The sequence below is a fragment of the Paucibacter sp. JuS9 genome, from assembly GCF_044043925.2.
In the GTDB taxonomy this organism is placed as follows: domain Bacteria; phylum Pseudomonadota; class Gammaproteobacteria; order Burkholderiales; family Burkholderiaceae_C; genus JAUASW01.
On the sequence record NZ_CP194172.1, the window covers coordinates 4,154,664 to 4,174,664 of the forward strand.

General features: G+C 65.2%; 19 protein-coding genes. 2 read left to right on the forward strand and 17 right to left on the reverse strand.

Translation table 11 applies throughout. The features are described 5' to 3' along the window. Window positions 1-48: 48 nt before the first annotated feature. The 12 genes from ABT392_RS18475 to recA form a co-directional block, all read right to left on the reverse strand. Entirely contained in the window at window positions 49-2,010 is a 1,962-nt protein-coding gene (locus ABT392_RS18475; protein WP_395384982.1) for a phosphoethanolamine transferase, read from the reverse strand. Then, on the reverse strand, window positions 1,926-2,381 hold the full coding sequence (locus ABT392_RS18480) for a pilin (protein WP_395384981.1): 456 nt from the start codon (window positions 2,379-2,381) through the stop codon (window positions 1,926-1,928). Before ABT392_RS18480 ends, ABT392_RS18475 begins: the two co-directional genes overlap by 85 nt. Window positions 2,382-2,647: 266 nt before the next feature. Continuing rightward, a complete protein-coding gene (locus tag ABT392_RS18485) occupies window positions 2,648-3,427 on the reverse strand; it encodes a 3',5'-cyclic-nucleotide phosphodiesterase (RefSeq protein ID WP_334279593.1) in 780 nt (259 codons plus the stop codon). A 155-nt stretch (window positions 3,428-3,582) separates the two neighbouring features. Next, complete coding sequence (locus ABT392_RS18490; RefSeq protein WP_334279594.1) at window positions 3,583-4,242, reverse strand: FHA domain-containing protein; 660 nt, start codon at window positions 4,240-4,242, stop codon at window positions 3,583-3,585. A 69-nt stretch (window positions 4,243-4,311) separates the two neighbouring features. Further along, a complete protein-coding gene (locus tag ABT392_RS18495; RefSeq protein WP_334279595.1) occupies window positions 4,312-5,100 on the reverse strand; it encodes a Stp1/IreP family PP2C-type Ser/Thr phosphatase in 789 nt (262 codons plus the stop codon). A 47-nt stretch (window positions 5,101-5,147) separates the two neighbouring features. Beyond that, a complete protein-coding gene (locus ABT392_RS18500) occupies window positions 5,148-6,155 on the reverse strand; it encodes a serine/threonine-protein kinase (RefSeq protein ID WP_334279596.1) in 1,008 nt (335 codons plus the stop codon). A 9-nt stretch (window positions 6,156-6,164) separates the two neighbouring features. After that, window positions 6,165-6,890 carry a TerC family protein gene (locus ABT392_RS18505; protein WP_334279597.1) on the reverse strand — a complete coding sequence of 242 codons (726 nt, stop codon included), beginning with the start codon at window positions 6,888-6,890 and terminating at the stop codon, window positions 6,165-6,167. Window positions 6,891-7,016: 126 nt separating this feature from the next. Beyond that, complete coding sequence (gene sucD / locus ABT392_RS18510; RefSeq protein WP_334279598.1) at window positions 7,017-7,910, reverse strand: succinate--CoA ligase subunit alpha; 894 nt, start codon at window positions 7,908-7,910, stop codon at window positions 7,017-7,019. Window positions 7,911-7,931: 21 nt separating this feature from the next. Beyond that, complete coding sequence (gene sucC, locus ABT392_RS18515; protein ID WP_334279599.1) at window positions 7,932-9,092, reverse strand: ADP-forming succinate--CoA ligase subunit beta; 1,161 nt, start codon at window positions 9,090-9,092, stop codon at window positions 7,932-7,934. Window positions 9,093-9,122: 30 nt separating this feature from the next. Next, entirely contained in the window at window positions 9,123-9,719 is a 597-nt protein-coding gene (locus ABT392_RS18520) for a DUF2889 domain-containing protein (protein ID WP_334279600.1), read from the reverse strand. Between the two features lie 201 nt (window positions 9,720-9,920). After that, complete coding sequence (locus tag ABT392_RS18525; RefSeq protein ID WP_334279601.1) at window positions 9,921-10,472, reverse strand: regulatory protein RecX; 552 nt, start codon at window positions 10,470-10,472, stop codon at window positions 9,921-9,923. A gap of 6 nt (window positions 10,473-10,478) precedes the next feature. Then, the gene (recA, locus tag ABT392_RS18530) at window positions 10,479-11,519 is read right to left on the reverse strand and encodes a recombinase RecA (RefSeq protein WP_334279602.1); all 1,041 of its coding nucleotides are present in this window, start codon (window positions 11,517-11,519) and stop codon (window positions 10,479-10,481) included. A gap of 134 nt (window positions 11,520-11,653) precedes the next feature. Between recA and ABT392_RS18535 the strand changes: the two genes are divergently transcribed. Both ABT392_RS18535 and ABT392_RS18540 read left to right on the forward strand, forming a co-directional pair. Beyond that, complete coding sequence (locus ABT392_RS18535; protein ID WP_282827846.1) at window positions 11,654-12,325, forward strand: response regulator; 672 nt, start codon at window positions 11,654-11,656, stop codon at window positions 12,323-12,325. A gap of 53 nt (window positions 12,326-12,378) precedes the next feature. Continuing rightward, a complete protein-coding gene (locus ABT392_RS18540; protein WP_395384979.1) occupies window positions 12,379-13,878 on the forward strand; it encodes a sensor histidine kinase in 1,500 nt (499 codons plus the stop codon). Window positions 13,879-13,890: 12 nt separating this feature from the next. Here ABT392_RS18540 and rodA read toward each other — a convergent pair whose 3' ends face one another. From rodA to ABT392_RS18565, 5 genes are all read right to left on the reverse strand, one after another. After that, entirely contained in the window at window positions 13,891-15,051 is a 1,161-nt protein-coding gene (gene rodA / locus ABT392_RS18545; protein ID WP_334279604.1) for a rod shape-determining protein RodA, read from the reverse strand. Next, complete coding sequence (gene mrdA / locus ABT392_RS18550) at window positions 15,048-17,078, reverse strand: penicillin-binding protein 2 (protein ID WP_395384978.1); 2,031 nt, start codon at window positions 17,076-17,078, stop codon at window positions 15,048-15,050. The genes rodA and mrdA overlap by 4 nt, the downstream gene beginning before the upstream one ends. 14 nt (window positions 17,079-17,092) lie before the next feature. Continuing rightward, the gene (gene mreD / locus ABT392_RS18555) at window positions 17,093-17,614 is read right to left on the reverse strand and encodes a rod shape-determining protein MreD (protein WP_334279606.1); all 522 of its coding nucleotides are present in this window, start codon (window positions 17,612-17,614) and stop codon (window positions 17,093-17,095) included. Beyond that, the gene (gene mreC, locus ABT392_RS18560) at window positions 17,611-18,618 is read right to left on the reverse strand and encodes a rod shape-determining protein MreC (protein ID WP_334279607.1); all 1,008 of its coding nucleotides are present in this window, start codon (window positions 18,616-18,618) and stop codon (window positions 17,611-17,613) included. The genes mreD and mreC overlap by 4 nt, the downstream gene beginning before the upstream one ends. Window positions 18,619-18,685: 67 nt before the next feature. Then, window positions 18,686-19,729: a rod shape-determining protein gene (locus ABT392_RS18565; protein WP_334279608.1), complete on the reverse strand. Its 1,044-nt coding sequence runs from the start codon at window positions 19,727-19,729 to the stop codon at window positions 18,686-18,688. Between the last annotated feature and the right edge of the window lie 272 nt (window positions 19,730-20,001).

The following is a 20,001-nucleotide window of genomic DNA, read 5'->3' on the forward strand; positions in this document are numbered from 1 at the left end:
TCGGGGCGAAATGCTGAACTGTAGCGGCTGGGGCAGCATCACCATTGCCTATGGAACAAGCGGCTGGCTGTCGCACTGCTTGCCCGCCAGATCCTTGTCAAAATCGCCGAAATGGGTCACCAGGCGGCGCGCGCCGGATCCAGTCGCCAGGCCCAGGTCGGTGTGGGCATGCGGCGCGGCAATGTCAAAACCGGCAAGGCCCGTCAGGGTGGGGAAGACTGCCATCGCACTGACGGGCTCATGGCGGCGGCGCTCGAGCAGGTCCTTGCTGCCGGGCCGGTCGCGCTGCCAACGCTCAGACAACCACAGGAACATCGGCACACGGTAATTGACTGCAGCGGCAAAGCCATGGCCCGCCCGCTTGCAATTGCCGTCGTGGAGTGCCTCGCCGTGGTCGGCCGCATACATCAGGCTGGCGTGACCGCCGGTGCGCGCCAGCATCTCGATTGCCGCGTCGAGCACATGGTCGGTGTAGAGCACGCTGTTGTCGTAGGCATTGCGCATCTCCTCAACTTGCACGGGCCGCCAGATGTCGGGATTGTCCTGGTGAGACAAGGCCGGCTTGAACAGCTCAAAGGACAGTGGGTAGCGATGCGCGTAGTTCATGTGGCTACCCAGCGTGTGCAGCACTATGAACTGCTTGTCCTCGCCCTTGGCCAGGATTTTCTGCAGCAGAGGGAGCAGATCGCCATCCAGTGCACCAGCACCACGGTAGTCGACACCGTTCACGAAGTGCTGCTCATCGGCTTCTCGAGCCAGCACCGAGATCGGTGTTTCATGCGCACCCGCTGCGCCTTGCGTGCTGAGCCAGTAGGTCTTGAAGCCCGCCTGCTTGAAGGCACTCACCACGGACGCCTCGCTGGGTGGCGACAGCATCTGCTCTGGCGGGCGACGGGTGAGCATCAAGGGCACGGCCTCGCGCGTCGCGGAGGCACCGCTGACGGCGTCGTTGAACGTCACGATGCCGGCGCGTGCAGACAGCTTGGGCGTTGTGGCACGAGCAGCGCCGAACAGGTGCCAGCGATCCGGCCGGCCTGTTTCGCCGATGACGAGCACCACCAGCTGCCGCTGCGAGCTCTCCTGACCCGATCGCCAGCGAACGCCGAAGTCATGACGCGCTGCGGCTTCGCGGTGGGCCGCCAAGGCCTGCTGGTGCTCCCGGAAGTGCTGCCAACGCATCGGCAAACCCCAAGGAAAGCTTCGCTGCAAGTCCGGCACCAAGCCCGGGTTGAAGGTTGAAAGCGAATGCTGCAGATAGCCGTTGGGCAGCGCCGGCCTGATTGCCGTGTCTACCCTGTCGCTCGCCATGTCCAGAACGGCAAACAGCAACAACAGCATCATGCTGCCGCCCGTCAAAAGGAGGCGGGAGCGTCCCCGCCAGTACAGGTCAGCTCGATGGATCTGCCGGGCTGTCCAGGCGAGCGCTGCAAGCAGCAAGACCAGCCCAACCACCAGCGGCACTACCCAGGGGCCCAGCCAGCTGGAAGCCTCGGCGCCATCGGTGTCAGCAATCACACCGTACACGTGCGGGCCAGAGGGCAATCGGTACTGCAACAGGTAGAAAAACTCGAAAGGTGCGAGCGCGGCCGCGGGCACCAGGACCCACAGCGCCCGACGAACCCTGCCACACAACCCCAGCAAGAGGGCCAGCAGCAATCCATGCAGCAGCAAGGGCATCAATGCCATCCGCAAGGGTTCCTCGTGGCGGCCTGTCAGGACAAACCAGGAATCCAACAGGACCGGGATGCTAAGGAGCAGCAACAGCGCTCCCAGCAGCACTGCGGCAACAGCGCGCGTTGCCCTTGGCGGAAGCCGCAAATCGTTGTGGACAAGATCCATGGCGATGAAGAGACGCTGAAACGAGAAAAGGGGGCCGAAGCCCCCTCCCGATTCAAACAGCTTGCGCTGCCGAGATCTATGCCAGCTCAGGTGGTCGCCGAAGCTGCGTTGTTCTTCTTCAGCGCGTTCTGAACAGCCTCCGGCAAGCCCGACGAACCAGTGATGGCCCAAGCGACCGTTGCACCGCCCAGCGTGGGGGTCAGCTTGATGGTGGCGTCTGCGGAATTACCCATGGCATTGGCCGGAATGGTGGCGGTGATTTCGGCGCTGGTGGCGTCGACAGCGATGCCGCTGACCAACGATGTGGCGGTCCACGAAGGAATGCCGGCGGCCGAGTCATTGCAGGCAGCCAGCGTGCCCTTTTCCTGGGCGCAGATCGTGACTGCAGTCTTGACCGAATTCAGGCTGGCCAGGGCCGATGCGGCCTTGGACTTGGCCGTGTAGTCCTTGTACTGGGGAATGGCCACGGCGGCCAGGATGCCGATGATCGCAACGACGATCATCAGTTCGATCAGGGTGAAACCTTGTTGGATACGCTTCATGAGGAACTCCTACAGCAGGGATTGAGGGATAGAGACACTCCCAATGAATGCAGTTGCCGTGCCAGCCCCATGTCGGCCTGGATTCGTGAGCCTGGTCACGAACCGCCGCTTTCGCCGAGCCACGGGCTGACGGAAATTGTCATCAGCGCTGCCGCATTTGGGCTCACGGCACGTCAGCTGACATTTTTTGTCAGCCTGCAGGGCCCGGCTCTGAAATGAAAACGGCCGCCAGATCGGCGGCCGCGAGGCAGTTGGACCGAGGGTAATCACCAGGTCATCAACTGACCTGCGCTCAGGGCCCGGATGTGGTGAGGGCTTGCCTGAGCGCCGATCTCGCTCATCACGGCGTCCAGCTCGCCGGGCTTGATATGCGTGATGTGCACTTCGACGCTGCCGGCCAGCTGCGCCAGCTCGCGGCCCAGCTCCTGCGGGCAGAGATGCTGGCTGATGCGGGCCAGCTCGGATTCGTCGTCGCCGAAGGCGGTCTCGATCACCAGGTGCGCCAGCTTCATGGTGGCCAGGCGCTTCCACAGGGCCGCGTTGGGGCCGGTGTCGCCAGTAAAGACCCAATGGCTGCCCGACCCGTTGTCGACCGCAAAGCCGCAGGCCGGCACCGTGTGCTCGGCCTTCAGCACTTCGACCTCGCGGCCGGGGCCCAGGGTCAGCCGCTCGCCGATCTGGAAGGGATGAAAGCTCAGGACCGGCGCGTCGGGGCTGGGCAGGCGGCTGAAGTCAGGCCAGATCACGCCGTTGAAAATGTGACGGCGCAGCGCCTCGATGGTCTCGGGCAAGGCATGGACCTGAATCGGCGGCCGCCCGGCCTGGGCGCGCAGCCGCAGCACCGTGTCGGCCAGCAGGCCGATGGCCAGCACATGGTCCAGGTGCGAATGGCTGATCAGGATGTGGTCGATGCCGGCCAGCTCCTGCACCGTGAGGTCGCCCACGCCGGTGCCGGCGTCGATCAGGACGTCATCGTCAAGCAGGAAGGCTGTGGTCTTGTAACCAGCAGCGATGGCGCCGGAGCAGCCGAGAACGCGAATAGTCATGGATGAGGCTTGCGAGCTCCGCGTCCAGGGATTGGCACACGGGCAACAGGCCTTGAATTTACGCGCTGCAAGCGGCGCCGCCCACGCCCTAGTTCACACCGAATGAGCTGATGAACGAGGGCCGCGCGGTGCGGCACCCGCTCACGTGACTTGCTTCACGCGCTCTGGACGAACTGCATCCGGGTGCCGGCCAGCTCGATCACGTCGCCGCTTCGCAGCGCCACGGACTCGGCGGTCAGCGGTGCGCCATTGACGCTGGGGCGCTGGGCGCCTTCCACATGGGCGAACACATAGCCCGACGGACGCTTGGTGATCGACGCCACCTGCACGCCGGGCTTGCCCACCGTGGTGACGACCTTGGTCAGGCTGACTTCACGGCCGGCAGCCGCGCCAGTCAGCACCTTGATCACCGCCGGCACGGTACTGCTGGCCGGGGCCGACAGAGCGCCGAAGCTGGACGGCAGGCCGAAGCCGGTGGGCGCGTTCGCTCCCGGCTTCAGGATCATGGTCTTTTCGTAGTCGGCGCTGTCTTCGACCAGGTACTTGATCTTGTACTTGCCCACTTCGACGATGTCGTTGTTGGCCAGCAGCTGCTTCTTGATCGCCTTGCCGTTGATGTAGGTGCCGTTGGTCGAATTGAGGTCTTCGATGAAGACATCCGCACCCACCATCTGCAACACCGCATGCTCGCCGCTGACGGCGAGGTTGTCGATGACGATGTCGTTGTAGGGCCGACGCCCAAGCGTGGTCTTGTCCTTGGTGATCTGCACCTCCTTGATCACCACTCCGTCGAGCGAAACAACCAGCTTGCCCATTGTTGACCCCATAGTTATCTGCGGCGGACCGACGCCATTGCAGGGATGCTGCTACCGAAGCGCGAGACTTCAGCGTCGGCCAAATGGCCACCAGGTACGACCCGAGGGCCGAGCCCGGCCTTCGGCGCGGACCAAAACGACCGCAATATTATCCTTGCCGCCCATGTCATTGGCGGCATCGATCAGTGCCTGCGCCGCTTCCGACAGAGAAGGGTGGCTAATCAACAACTGTGCCAGCGCATCGTCGTCGAGCATATCGGACAGACCGTCCGAGCACATCAGGTAAACATCACCTGGTTGCACTTCATGCTGGTGCAGCTCCAGCATCACCGCATCTTCGACGCCGACGGCCCGGGTGACCAGATTCTTGTTGCTGGAGAAGACCGCCTCTTCGGGGGTCAGCAGGCCGGCATCGAGCTGCTCCTGCAGCAAGGAATGGTCGCGGGTGATCTGGCTGAACTGGCCATTGCGCAGGCGGTAGGCACGCGAATCGCCGACATGGCCCAGCAGCAGGCCCTCCTCGCGGAACACCGCCAGCACCAGGGTGGTGCCCATGCCGGCATAACGCGGGTTGGTATTGGCGGCATTGAAGATGGCGCGGTTGGCGTTGTCCACGCAGATGTCCATCGCGCGGCGCACATCGGTCGGCGCCACGCTGCTGCCCGATTCCTTCAGCCAGCGGCCCAGCTCGGCCTTGATGAAGGAGGTCAGCATGGAGCTGGCCACCTCACCGGCGTTGTAGCCGCCCATGCCGTCAGCCAGCACCGCCAGGCCCACGGCCTCGTCCATGGCCACCGAATCCTCGTTGTTGTCGCGCGCGCGGCCGACGTCAGTGGCGCTGAAGAACTCCAGGGTCATGGGCGTGAGCGGGCGCGGGTTGAGGTGAGATTGAGAATCGGCAAAGTTCAGGGATTCTGCCCTGGATCGGTCACATTCAGGCGCTGCGTTTGTGCGAAAGGATCCACGGTTTGCGCCGCGGCTTGCACTGAAGCAGGCTCGGCGACGGGCTCGGCTGGCAACTGCGGGAGCACCGCTTCCAGGTCCTGCGCCAGCTGCTCACCGCTGGCATAGCGCAGCTCGGGCCGCTTCTCGAGCGCCAAGGCCAGCACCAGGGCCAGCGACTCGGGCAGCTCCTTGCGGTGGTGGCGGGCGTCGGGGGCCGGCTCGTTGGCGATCCGGTACATCAGCTTGGCCATCGACTCCGACTGATGCGGCAGCTGGCCGGTCAGGAGCTGATAAAGCAGGGCACCGAGCGAATAGAGGTCGCTGCGGCCATCGACCTTCAGGCCCGCCAGCTGCTCTGGCGACATGAAGGACGGCGTTCCCAGCACCAGGCCGGTCCGGGTGCGGCTGCCGTCGGCAATGCGGGCGATGCCGAAGTCCATGATCTTCACGGCCGCGCTGGCGCGGTCCAGCATCACGTTGGCAGGCTTGATGTCGCGGTGCACCACGCCCTGGCTGTGGGCATAGGCCAGCGCACGGGCCAGGCGAATGCCCAGCTCCACGGTCTCGCGCAGGGGCAGCAGGTGGCCGGCGCGGGTGAAGTGGCTCAGGTCCTCGCCCGAGACCAGCTCCATGGCGATGAAGGCGTCCTGCTCGGCCTCGCCGGCATCGATTACCCGCAGGATGTCGGGATGCTGCAGATGGCCGGCGGCGCGGGCCTCGCGCATGAAGCGCTGGCGCACCTCGGCCAGGTCTTCGGAGGCGAACTCGCGCTGCAGTGCCAGGCGCTTGATGGCCAGCGTCTCGCCGCTTTGCTTGTCGGTGGCGCGGTAGACGACGGCCATTGCGCCGCGGCCTATCTCCTCGCCAATCTCGTAGCGCTGCAAGCCGGCCGGGGCGGCGCGCTCGGCTTCGCTGGCCTCGTTGCCAGCACCGCCCAATACGCGTTTCCAGAATCCGCCTCCGCTCATGCCCGCTCCCTAGGACTTGCGCCGTGCCAGCAGCTTACCAACCAACAGCACCAGCAGCGCGCCACCCACCGCACAAGCGTAGTGGAGGGCCGGCAGCACATCGGGTGCGCCGCCAGGCTTGGCCGCTGGCACGGTGGGCACCCAGGCCAGCAAGGCCGGATCGTCGATGGCCATACCACCAGCGATCCAGCCCAGCAGCATGCCGCCCAGCGTGATCACGAAAGGGAAGCGGTCCATCAGCTTGATCACCAGCTGGCTGCCGCCCACGATGATGGGAATGGACACCAGCAGGCCGAAGATCACCAGCGGCATCTGATGCTCGCCGCCGGCGCTTTCGGCCGCGCCGGCAATGGCCACGACATTGTCCAGGCTCATCACGAAGTCGGCCACGATGACGGTCTTGACGGCCGACCAGAGCTTGTCGCTGGCCTCGATGCCGGCATGCTCGTCATCGTCTTCGGGCACCAGCAGCTTGATGCCTATCCACAGCAGCAGCGCCGCGCCGATCAGCTTGAGGAAGGCGATCTTCAGCAGCGTCAGCGCAAAGAAGATCAGCACCACGCGCAGCAGGATCGCGCCGACGGTGCCCCAAAGGATGCCCTTGCGCCGCTGCGCATCCGGCAGCTTGCGGCAGGCCAGCGCAATCACCACGGCGTTGTCGCCACCCAGGAGGATGTCGATCATGATGATCTGGCCGACTGCCAGCCAGAACTCGGGGCTCAGGAAGTTGTCCATTGCTGATTCGTGTTTTGCCGGGCAACCCAGGTGCGGCCCACTATAGCGAAGGCCTCGCTGGATGCCGGCAGAAAAGAGAAAGGGGCCTTGCGGCCCCCTCGGTCTTGGCTGGTGCCAGAGCTTGCCTTACAGCAGGCCCTTGAGCAGCTTGCCCATCTCGGACGGATTGCGCGTGACCGTGAAGCCGCACTCTTCCATGATGGCGAGCTTGGCATCTGCCGTGTCGGCGCCGCCCGAGATCAGCGCGCCGGCGTGGCCCATGCGCTTGCCCGGAGGGGCGGTGACGCCAGCGATGAAGCCGACGACCGGCTTCTTCATGTTCAGCTTGCACCAACGGGCGGCCTCCGCCTCGTCCGGGCCGCCGATTTCGCCGATCATGATGACGGCGTCGGTGTCCGGATCGTCGTTGAAGGCCTTCATCACGTCGATGTGCTTCAGACCATTGATCGGGTCGCCACCGATGCCGACGGCCGACGATTGGCCCAGACCGATTTCGGTCAGCTGTGCCACGGCTTCATAGGTCAGCGTTCCCGAGCGCGAGACCACGCCGATGCGGCCCTTGCGGTGGATGTGGCCAGGCATGATGCCGATCTTGATTTCATCGGGCGTGATCAGGCCGGGGCAGTTGGGGCCCAGCAGCAGCGTGCGCTTGCCGCCGGCGGCTTCCTTGGCCTTCATCTTGTTGCGCACTTCCAGCATGTCCTTGACCGGGATGCCTTCGGTGATGCAGATGGCCAGGTCCAGGTCGGCTTCAACAGCTTCCCAGATCGCGGCAGCGGCGCCAGCGGGCGGCACGTAGATCACGGAAACGGTGGCGCCGGTCTGGCCGGCAGCTTCCTTGACGGTGGCGAAGATTGGGATGTCCGAGAACTTCTCGCCCGCCTTCTTGGGGTTCACGCCGGCGACGAAGGCGTTCTTGCCGTTCGCGTAGGCCTGGCAGCCCAGGGTGTGGAACTGACCGGTCTTGCCCGTGATGCCCTGGGTGATGACCTTGGTGTCTTTGTTGATGTAGATCGACATGGTTTCTTTTCCTTGCTGGGCTTAGGCAACGGCGGCAACGATCTTCGTCGCGGCTTCGGCCATCGAATCGGCGGCGATGATGGGCAGGCCGGATTCGGCCAGCATCTTCTTGCCCAGTTCTTCGTTGGTGCCCTTCATGCGGACGACCAGCGGCACAGACAGATTCACGGCCTTGCAGGCGGTGATCACGCCTTCGGCGATGGTGTCGCACTTCATGATGCCGCCGAAGATGTTCACGAGGATGCCCTTGACGGACTCGTTCTTCAGCATGATCTTGAAGGCCTCGGTGACCTTCTCGGCCGTGGCGCCACCGCCGACGTCCAGGAAGTTGGCCGGCTCGCCACCGAACAGCTTGATGGTGTCCATCGTGGCCATGGCCAGACCGGCGCCGTTCACGAGGCAGCCGATGTTGCCGTCCAGGCTGATGTAGGCCAGGTCGAACTTGGAGGCTTCGACTTCTGCCGGATCTTCTTCGTCCAGGTCGCGGTAGGCGACGATTTCCGGGTGACGGAACAGCGCGTTGGCGTCGAAGTTGAACTTCGCGTCCAGGGCCATCAGGTTGCCCTTGGAATCGCAGTTCAGCGGGTTGATTTCAACCAGCGACGCGTCCGTGTCCATGTAGCACTTGTAGAGCTTGGCGAAGATGTCGACGGCCTGGTCGATGGAGGCGCCGGTGAGGCCGATGGCCGCGGCGATCTTCTTGCTCTGATCGGCGGTCAGACCCACCAGCGGGTCGATCATCTCGGTGATGATTTTCTCGGGGGTCGAGTGGGCGACCTCTTCGATGTCCATGCCGCCCTCGCTGGAAGCGATGAAGGCCACCTTCTGGGTGCCGCGGTCGGTGACCAGCGAGACGTAGAGCTCGTTCTTGATGTCGGCGCCGTCTTCGATGTAGAGGCGGCGGACCTTCTGGCCTTCAGCGCCGGTCTGATGCGTGATCAGCTGCATGCCGAGGATCTTTTCGGCCAGGGCCTTCACGTCGTCCAGGGTCTTGGCGACCTTGACGCCACCGCCCTTGCCGCGACCGCCTGCATGGATCTGAGCCTTGACCACCCAGACCGGGCCGCCCAGCTTTTGCGCGGCTTCCACCGCTTCTTGCACGGTGAAGGCGGGAATGCCGCGCGGCACCGGCACACCGAACTGGCGCAGGATTTCCTTGCCCTGGTATTCATGAATCTTCATAGGGGTCTCGCTTAGAGGGAAAGATAGTCTTCAGGAAGTGCTTGCAGGCGCCACGGCCGGAGCGGCCGCGCGGGCCTCCCCTTGGCGGTACCAGCGCGGGTAATGGGCTTGCACGACTTCGCCATCGCGCCTCAGCGCATGGCAACGGTCGAGTTGGAAAGGGGGCTGGCCGTCGTCGCTGCCTTCCCGCGTGTCGATGACAACGCCGGCAAAGGCCTGGATCACGGCGGTAGGCAGGATCTGGCACAGCTCGGTCAGATGGGTGCAGCCTTGCACCCCGGAGAGCTGCTGCTTGACTGCGGCGCGGAAGCCCTTCAACAGGTTCAGGCCCTTCAGGCGTGCGTAGGCGTTGCCGTGACGGTCGCAATGTCCGGGGTAAGGCATTGCATGGGTGACCGAGCCGGCATCGATGATGTTCAGGTGCTTGTCGACGACGAGGTGCAAGAGCATGTCGTGAACCGGCTCGCCGGCCTTGCGAATGCCGGCCGAGAGCTGCATGTCGCGTGTCTTGATGTCGCGCAGTTCGGCTTCCACGTCGAACAGCCCGTCCTCGCGTGCATAGACCTGCACCAGCGTGGCGCGGCTGTGCATCAAACGACGCTCGGCAGAGGGGGCGTTCGGGGACATCGAGAGGTATTTGCAGGGTTCGCGACAAGACCGCGGGGCACGATGGAACATCGGTTGCCGCGGAGTTTGCGCAAGCCGGCAATGTAGCATGCTGCGCCGCATCAAGGCTTTCGCGGAACTGTCGGCGCGCCCCGTATTGGTGCCTGAAGCGGCCGCTCGGCGCTGCCTTTCCCTTGCTCTATCGAGCTGCCTTGAGCCAGGTCAGGACTCAGTCTCCGACTTGAGCGCGCGGCGGATCGTCTCGGGTGAGAAGCCCCGGGCCGCCAGAAACCTGCTCTGCCTGGCCCGGTCAGCCTGCGCCAGTGGCGCTGGCTCGCCGAACTTGCGGCGGCGCACTTCGCGTGCCCTGTCCAGCTCGCCCTCACGCAGGGCCTGCGCCTGCTCGGGCGAAAGAGCCAGCCCATGCTGGGCGAGCTCCTGCTTGATGCGCAGCCCGCCAAAGCGCTGCGAACGAACATGAACTCGCGATTCGATGAAGCGCTCTTCGTTCAGATAGCCTTGGCTTTGCAGCCAGACCAGCAGCTGCTCAACCTCGGCCGCGACCTCGGCCGCGTTCACCGCCGATTCTTCGTTGGGCTCGGCGAATGCCTCCCGCCTGGCCGCCGCTTCACCAGCTTGAGCAAGGGCAGCTGCTCGGTCACGATCCCGTGCAATACGCAGCAGCTTGCGCCGCAGCTCGGCGCTGCTGTGCTCGCGTTGAGCCAGCAGCGCGATCGCGCGGGCCTTCAGTGACAGCGGCTTGCCGGCCGCCATCGGCGCTTACTCCGCCCCGGGAACGCTGTTGATCAGTGCGATGCCGACCGACTCGCGGATCTTGTTCTCGATCTCGACGGCCACGTCGGGGTTCTCGCGCAGGAACTCGCGGGCGTTGTCCTTGCCCTGGCCGATCTTCTCGCCGTTGTAGGCGTACCAGGAGCCGGACTTCTCGACCACCTTGGCGTTCACACCCATATCGATGATTTCGCCCTCGCGGCTGATGCCTTCGCCATAGAGGATGTCGAACTCCGCCGTCTTGAACGGGGGCGAGACCTTGTTCTTGACGACCTTGACCTTGGTTTCAGAGCCAATGACTTCTTCGCCCTTCTTGATCGAGCCGATACGGCGGATGTCGAGGCGCACCGAGGCGTAGAACTTCAGGGCGTTGCCACCGGTGGTGGTTTCGGGGCTGCCGAACATCACGCCAATCTTCATGCGGATCTGGTTGATGAAGATGACCATGCAGTTGGTCTTCTTGATCGTGGCAGTGAGCTTGCGCAGAGCCTGGCTCATCAGGCGGGCTTGCAGGCCAGGCAGGCTGTCGCCCATTTCGCCTTCGAGTTCGGCCTTGGGCGTAAGCGCAGCGACCGAGTCGACCACGATCAGGTCCACCGAGCCGGAGCGCACCAGGGCGTCGACGATTTCGAGGGCCTGCTCGCCGGTGTCGGGCTGGCTGATCAGCAGCTCTTGCAAGTTGACGCCCAGCTTTTGCGCGTACTGGATGTCCAGCGCATGCTCGGCGTCGATGAAGGCGCAGGTGCCGGCGAGCTTTTGCATTTCGGCGATGACCTGAAGCGTGAGCGTGGTCTTGCCGGAGGACTCGGGGCCGTAGATTTCGACCACGCGGCCGCGCGGCAGGCCGCCAACGCCCAGGGCGATGTCCAGGCCCAGCGAGCCGGTGGAGACGACCTGGATGTCTTCGATCACCTCGCCTTCACCCAGGCGCATGATCGAACCCTTGCCGAACTGCTTTTCGATCTGGGCCAGTGCGGCTTGCAGAGCCTTGGCTTTTTCGGTGTTGAGGGCTTTGACCGGTGCGTCCATGTTTTCTCCTGTTGGGGGCTGAAGGCATTATCAGCCGAAATCTGTATATCCGTACAGTAGTTTAACCAGGGTCTGCTGCCAAGGTTTGTCAGCATGTATTGCTCCCTAGAATGGGGGAAACACGGAGACAGCCCATGCGGATACTGATCGCTGAAGACGACCAAGTGCTGGCCGATGGCCTGCTGCGCTCACTGCGCGCCTCGGGCTATGCGGTAGACCAGGTCGGCAGCGGCAGCGAAGCCGACGCCGCGCTGGCCTCCCATGAGTTCGACCTGCTGATCCTGGACCTGGGCCTGCCCAAGCTGCATGGGCTGGAGGTGCTGCGCAAGTTGCGCGGCCGTGGCTCCAGTGTGCCGGTGCTGATACTGACAGCGGCCGACAGCGTGGAGCAGCGCGTCAAAGGCCTGGACCTGGGCGCCGACGACTACATGGCCAAGCCCTTCTCGCTGCAGGAGCTGGAAGCGCGGGTGCGCGCCCTCACGCGTCGTGGCCTGGGCAGTGCATCCACGGTCATCAAGCACGGCCCCTTGTCCTTCGATGCCACGGGCCGCGTGGCCTACATCAACGAACAGATGATCGAACTGTCGGCGCGCGAGCTTTCGCTGCTCGAAGTGCTCTTGCAGCGCGCCGGCAGACTGGTCAGCAAGGACCAGCTGGTGGAGCGCCTCTGCGAATGGGGCGAAGAGGTCAGCAACAACGCGATCGAGGTCTACATCCACCGGCTGCGCAAGAAGATCGAGCAGGGGCCGATCCGCATCGCCACCGTGCGCGGCCTCGGCTATTGCCTCGAAAAGATCCCCGGCTGAATGATTGAACGGGACTCTCCGATGGCTGGCAGCAGCCATCGACCCTTCGTCCAATGAGCGCCGCACCACAGCCCCGCTCGCTGTTCGGCGAGATCCTGGATTGGATGCTTGCGCCGCTCCTGCTGATCTGGCCGATCAGCGTGGCCTTGACCTGGCTGGTGGCCCAGGGCATTTCCGCCCGGCCCTACGACCGCGAGCTCGGCGAGATGGCGCGCAACCTTGGCCTGCAGGTGGCCACCGAGTCGGCGCGCGGCACGCAGAACAAGGCTCGCTATGCCCTCTCCGCGGAAGCCGCCGCGCTCTTGCGGGCAGACGAAAGCGACACCGTCTACTACCAGGTGCTAGGCCTGCGTGGCGAGTACCTGAGCGGCGACCAGGCCTTGCCGGTGCCTCAGGCCGACGCGAGCATCCAGCCCTGGGACCTGCAGTTCCGCGACGACGAGATCAGCGGCGAGAGCGTGCGCGTGGCCTATCTCTGGGTCGCGCCAGAAGGCCAGACCGGCGCCAACCGGACGATGCTGGTCCAGGTGGCCGAGACGCTGGGAAAGCGCTCGCGGCTGACCAACGAGATCATCAAGGGCGTGATCCTGCCGCAGTTCGTGATCCTGCCGCTGGCGGTGCTGCTGGTGTGGCTGGCCCTGGCGCGCGGTATCGCGCCGCTGAATGAATTGCAGCGCCGCATCCGCCGCCGCGAAAGCTCGGACCTGAGTCCCATCGACGAAGGCCGCGTGCCCGATGAAGTGGCGCCACTGGTGCGCGCCATCAACGACCTGCTGGCGCGGCTTGACCAGTCAATCAGCAGCCAGAAGCACTTCCTCGCCGATGCCGCGCACCAGTTGAAGACACCGCTGGCCGGCCTGCGCACGCAAGCCGAGTTCGCGCAGCGCGAGATCGATGAAGGCCGCAGTTCGCCGTCCGAATTGAAGCGTTCGCTGCAGCAGATCGCGCTCTCCAGCCAGCGCGCCGCCCACATGGTCAACCAGCTGCTGGCCATGGCGCGCGCCGAAGACAAGGAACATGCCGCGCGCCGCAGCATGGTCAATCTCTCAGGCCTGGCCATTGAAACAGTGCGCGACTTCGTGCCCCGCGCGATGGAGAAGCGCATCGACCTCGGCTATGAAGGCGCGGAGATCGCCGCCAGCCAGTTGCGCGTGCTGGGCCATCCCCTGCTGATCCGGGAGCTGATACGCAATCTGGTGGACAACGCCCTGCTCTACACGCCAAACGGCGGCACGGTGACGGTGCGCGTCGTGGAAGACCCGTTCGGCCAGGTCGTCGTGCTGCAGGTGGAAGACTCCGGCCCCGGCATTCCCGAAAGCGAGCGCGAGAAGGTATTCCAGCCCTTCTACCGGGCGCTTGGCACCGAGGTGGATGGCTCGGGCCTGGGCCTGGCCATCGTGCGCGAGATCGCGCAACAGCATGGCACCGAGGTGACGCTGGACGACACCCGCGAACGCCGCCCCTCGCCCGGCCACGAAACGCCCGGCGCCCGCTTCACGATCCGCTTCCAGGCCCAGTCGCAGCAGGCCTTGTCGCCGCCCGCTCAGGAGTGACTCGGGAACAGCTCAGGAATGGTGCGATGCGCGGCGGCTGCGGCCAATGCCCATCAGCAGGCCCAGGCTGATGCCCAGCATCACCATGGCCGTGCCGCCATAGCTGATGAAGGGCAAGGGCACGCCCACCACGGGCAGGATGCCGCTGACCATGCCCATGTTGACGAATACATAGGTGAAGAAGCTCAGGGTGATGGCGCCCGCCAGCAGTCTTGAGAACATGGTTGGCGCCTCGCTGGCAATGACGAGCCCGCGCAGGATCAGCGCGGTGAAGCCGATCAGCAGGCCCAGTGCGCCGATCAGGCCGAACTCCTCGCCATAGGCGGCGAACACAAAGTCGGTGGTGCGCTCGGGGATGAATTCCAGATGGGTCTGCGTCCCCTTCATGAAGCCCTTGCCGGTCACGCCGCCGGAGCCGATGGCGATCTCGCCCTGGATGATGTGGAAGCCCTTGCCCAGCGGGTCCTTGCTCGGGTCCAGCAGGGTGCAGACGCGGTTCTTCTGGTACTCGCGCAGCACCGGCCATTTGACCTCGGGCTGGCAGATCGCGTCCTCGCTCATCACCAGGGCCGTGATGGCAAGCGCGCCCGCCACCACGGCCGGCACGATCAGCTTCCAGGACAGGCCGGCGAAGAAGATCACATAGAGGCCGGCGGCCAGCACGAGGATCGACGTGCCCAGGTCTGGCTGCTTGGCCACGAGCCCGACAGGAATGGCCAGCAGGATGAAGGCGGCTACGAAGTCCGGCAACCGTAACTGACCCTCGCGCTTCTGGAACCACCAGGCCAGCATCAACGGCACGGCGATCTTCAGGAGCTCGGAGGGCTGGATCTGCGTGACGCCGATATTGAGCCAGCGGGTCGCGCCCTTCTTGCTGATGCCGAACAGCGCCACCGCGATCAGCAGCGCCACGCCGAAGACGTACAGCGGCACCGCCAGCCGCGCCACCTTCTGCGGCGGCGCCTGCGCCACGACGAACATCACGCCCAGCGCCAGCAACATGTTGCGGGCGTGGTCGACGAAGCGCGTGCCGTGGTCATAGCCGGCCGAATACATGCACAGCAGGCCCAGCGCCATCAGCCAGAACATGGCCAGCAGCAGCGGCACGTCGAAGCCGGCAAACAGGGGCCGCATCCGGCGCAAGAGGCTGGGCTTGCTCAGTACTGCGTTCATCTTGAGGCTCCCGATGCCGCCGAACTGGCCACAGAGGCTGTCGATGCCGGCGCACTGGCGGCGGCCGGGGCGCCCGATGAACCAGGCAAAGGCACATCGACCGCGCGGCGCGGCGTGCCGACCGGTGCGTAAGTCTTGGCCTGCTGGGTCAGCGCGATGTCTTCCTCGCTCGGGTACTGGCCCAGCAGCATGTAGTCGAACACGCGGCGGGCGATCGGCGCGGCGCCGCTGGAACCCCAGCCGGCGTTCTCGACGATCAGGGCCAGCGCGATCGTCGGCGCTTCCACCGGCGCAAAGGCGACGTAGAGCGAATGGTCGCGCTTGCGCTCGTCGGCCTTGATGTCCTTGTACTTCTCGCCGGCCTTCAGGCCCACGGCCTGGGCCGTCCCTGTCTTGCCGCCGCTGGTGTAGGGCGCGCCGAGGAAGACCTGGCGCGAGGTGCCTTCAAGCGTCACGCCGTTCATGGCATTGCGGATCACTTCCACATGCTCGGGCTTCAGCGGCAGCGGCGGCAGCGCGTCGCTGGCCATGCGGCGCTGCTTGTGCTGCACCACGTCCTCGATCTCGCGCACCAGGCGCGGCTTGAAGCGCTGGCCGCCCGAGGCGATGGTGGAGTAGGCGTTGGCCATCTGCAGCATGGTGAAGTTGTTGTAGCCCTGGCCGATGCCCAGCGAGATCGTCTCACCGGCAAACCACTTCTGGTTGGCCGGGTTCTTGGCGAAGTAGCGGCGCTTCCAGTCCTGCGAGGGCAGCACGCCGGTGACCTCGCCCTGCACGTCAATGTCGGTCTTGCGGCCGAGACCGAAAGGCTCCAGCTGGTCGTGGATCAGGTCCACGCCCATCTCGTTGGCCAGGCTGTAGAAGTAGACGTTGGACGAGCTGACGATGGCCAGGCGCATGTCCTTGGGGCCGGCCCGGTCGGTCTCGGGGCTGCCGAACACCTTGTTGCCAAAGGTGTAGTTCAGGTTGTCCATGATGACCACATTGGCTGCCCGCTTGCCGCTGTTCAAGGCCGCCATCGCCATCAGCGGCTTGAAGGTCGAGCCGGGCGGATAGGTGCCGCGCAGCGCCCGGTTCAGGAGCGGCTTGTCGGGGTTCTCGTTGAGCTCGCGCCAGCTGTCGGCATCGATGCCGTCGACGAAGAGATTGGGGTCGAAGGTTGGCTTGGAAACAAAGGCCAGCACCTCGCCATTGCGCGGGTCGATGGCCACGAGCGCGCCACGCCGGTCCTTGAACAGCTCTTCCACCAGCGCCTGCAGCCGGATGTCGATGGACAGCACCAGCGTATTGCCCGGCGTGGGCGGCCGGTGCGCCAGGCGCCGCACGGCCTTGCCGCCGGCGCTGGTCTCGACCTGCTCGAAGCCGGTCACGCCATGCAGCTCGCGCTCGTAGGCCTGCTCCAGGCCCAGCTTGCCGATGTACTCGGTGCCGCGGTAGTTGGCGATGTCTTCCTCGGGCCAGTCGTCCTGTGCCTTCTTCTCGGCCTGGTTGATGCGGCCGATATAGCCGATCAGGTGGCTGCCGATCTCGCCCAGCGGATAGTTGCGGAACAGCCGCGCCTTGATCTCGACACCGGGAAAGCGGAAGCGTTGCGCGGCAAAGCGCGCCACCTCCGCATCGCTCAGCTTGGTGCGGATCGGCAGCGACTCGAAGTTCTTGCTTTCCTCGATCAGTCGCTTGAAGCGCTTGCGGTCGCGCGGCTGGATCTCGATCACGCCGGCCAGCTCGTCGATGGTCTTTTCCAGGTCCACCACCTTGCTGGGTGTGATCTCCAGCGTGTAGGCCGAATAGTTGCTGGCCAGCACGATACCGTTGCGGTCCTTGATCAGGCCGCGGTTGGGCACGATAGGCACCACGGTCACGCGGTTCGATTCGGCGCGCTCCAGCAGCGCGCTGTGCTGCGCCACCTGCAGCCAGAGCAGGCGCGCCAGCAGCAAGAGGAAGCAGAAGAGCACGAAGGCGCCGGCCGCCAGCACGCGCAAGCGGAAGCGGCTCAGCTCCTGGTGGAGATTCGTAATCAGGGTCACGGGCTAGGCCAGCCTCACAGCGGACGGTGGGCGTCGGGATCGGGCGGCCGGCGCTGCGGCGCGAGCAGGAGGGTCGTGGCAATGGGCCACAGCGCCGTCTCGATCAGCGGCGCGAAGATCAGCGTCCAGCCCGGCCACATGCCACCCACCATCAGGCGCACGATCAGGGAGACCGCATGCGCGCCGATGAAAAGCGGCAGCACATGCAGGGCCTGCTCGCGCAGCTTGAACCACAGCAAGCGGCGATGCAGGGCCACGGCGCCAAAGCTGAGCATGCTGTAGGCCAGCGCGTGCTGACCCAGCAAGGCGCCATGGTGCACGTCCACCAGCAGTCCGAAGCTGAAGGCCCAGCCCACGCCCACGCGGCGCGGCTGGTGCACATTCCAGAACACCAGCACCAGGGCCAGCAGGTCGGGCATTGCGGCCACGCGGCCGATGGGCACCATGTCGAAGATCAGCGCCAACAAGAGGCTCATGGCGATGAACAGAGGGTTGACCGGCAGGAGCAGCTGGCCGGTGCCGCGCGGCATGATCATCGTTCGCCCCCTTGCGCGGGCTTGCTCGCTGCGGCGGCGCGTGCTTCGGCGGCCTTGGCCTTGGCATCGCTCTTGATTTCCGCCTTGCGCTGGGCGGCGCTCGCTGCCTCGGCCGAATTGGCTGCCGCGGCTTCGCTGCGCGCGGCTTCGTGCAGGGCCAAGGGCTCCAGCACCAAGACATGGCGGGCCGCGTCCGGCGACGAGGTCGGCTTCAGGCTGACGCGAGCAAAACTGGTATCGCCACGGCGCTCGACGGTGGCCACGGTGGCCACCGGCAGGCCGGGCGGGTAGACGCCGTCCAGGCCCGAGGTGGAGAGCAGGTCGCCTTCCTTGATGTCGGCATTGGCGGCCATGAAGCGCAGTTCCATCGGACCTTCGCTGCGCTCGCCGCCAAAGGCAACGCCACGCTGCTGCGTGCGGTTGTTGAGCACGGGAATGGCAGCGTCCTTGTCGCCCAGCAGGGTCACCTCGCTTGAGAGCAGGTAGACCCGGGTGACCTGACCCAGTACGCCGGCATCGTTGATGACCGGTGCGCCGGCGCGCACGCCATGGCGGCTGCCGTGGTCGATGACGACGCGGCGCGAGTACGGATCAGCCGCTTCATAAAGCACCTCCGCCGCCATCGATGGCACGGATTGCGCTGCCTGGATCTTCAGGAGCGCACGCAGGCGGTCGTTCTCGGCCTGCAACTGGCTGGCACGCGAAAGCTTCTCGGCCTGCAGTACCAGCTGTCGCCTGGCCTGGTTCTCGGCCTCGGTGGCTCGCTCCATGCCGCGCAGATAGTCGCCACCAGCTTCCCAGGCATCCACCGGGGCCAGCAAGGCGCGCTGCATCGGATGCAGGGCCGTGGCCAGCACCATGCGCAAAGGTTGGGTCAGCTTGAAGCGCGCATCGGCCACCATCAGGAAGATGGCCAGCGCCGCGTAGACCGCCAGCTTGCTGGCGGCCGACAGACCCTGTCGGAACAAGGGCGGCGGGTTGCGATCTAGGGTACCGAGGCTCATGGGCGCCAAACGGAGAAAAGCCGGCCCGTCGTACAACGTGCCGGCTTGCTCGGGAACATGGAGGGGATTACTCGGAGGCGAAGATCAGGCCCAGGCGCTCCATGCGCTCCAGCGCCATGCCGCAACCGCGCACCACGCAGGTCAGCGGGTCTTCGGCCACCAGCACCGGCAGGCCGGTTTCCTCGGCCAGCAGGCGGTCCAGGTCGCGCAGCAGCGCGCCACCACCGGTCAGCATCATGCCGCGTTCGGCGATGTCCGCGCCCAGCTCGGGCGGCGTCTGCTCCAGCGCGTTCTTCACGGCCGAGACGATCTGGTTCAGCGGGTCGGTCAGGGCTTCAAGGATCTCGTTGGACGAGATGGTGAAGCTGCGCGGCACGCCTTCGCTGAGGTTGCGGCCCTTGACTTCCATTTCCTTGACTTCGGAGCCGGGGAAGGCCGAGCCGATGTTCTTCTTGATTGCTTCAGCCGTGGGCTCGCCGATCAACATGCCGTAGTTGCGACGGATGTAGTTGATGATGGCTTCGTCGAACTTGTCGCCGCCAACGCGGACCGAGCCCTTGTAGACCATGCCGCCCAGCGAGATCACGCCGACCTCGGTGGTGCCGCCGCCGATGTCGATGACCATCGAGCCCGAGGCTTCGGAGACCGGCAGGCCGGCACCGATGGCCGCGGCCATCGGCTCTTCGATCAGGTGCACTTCGGAGGCGCCAGCGCCGAGGGCGGCATCCCGAATGGCGCGCTTCTCGACCTGGGTAGAGCCGCAGGGCACGCAGATGATGATGCGAGGCGAGGGGCGCAGCAGCTTGGTGTCGTGCACCATCTTGATGAACTGCTTGATCATCTGCTCTGTGATCACGAAGTCGGCGATCACGCCGTCCTTCATTGGGCGGATCGCCTCGATATTGCCGGGCACCTTGCCCAGCATGGCCTTGGCCTCGCGGCCGACGGCCTGGATGGTCTTCTTGCCGTTGGAACCGCCTTCATGACGGATGGCGACGACCGAGGGCTCGTCGAGCACGATGCCTTTGCCGCGGACGTAAATCAGCGTGTTGGCGGTACCCAGGTCAATGGCGAGGTCGGTGGAAAAGTAGCGGCGCAGGGAGGCGAACATGGTGTGTTTGGATGCCAACGCGGCGCATCTGTCGCTGTGGCGGCAGAGGTCGCGCTGCTGGCTGGGCGCATTGTTGGGTCGAGAAACGGCGGTCGTTTGGCATGAGGCCCACCCTGAGGTTGACCTTCACGCCAGGCGGCCGCGGGCGGTGTTCGCACCATATGCAACGAGGCTGCCTGAACCTTGCCGGTAGGGCAGCCCCGTAGCTATGGAGATAAGCGGAGATAATACCCGATCACCCCCTAAATTACGCATGAGGGAAGGCCCTTGGG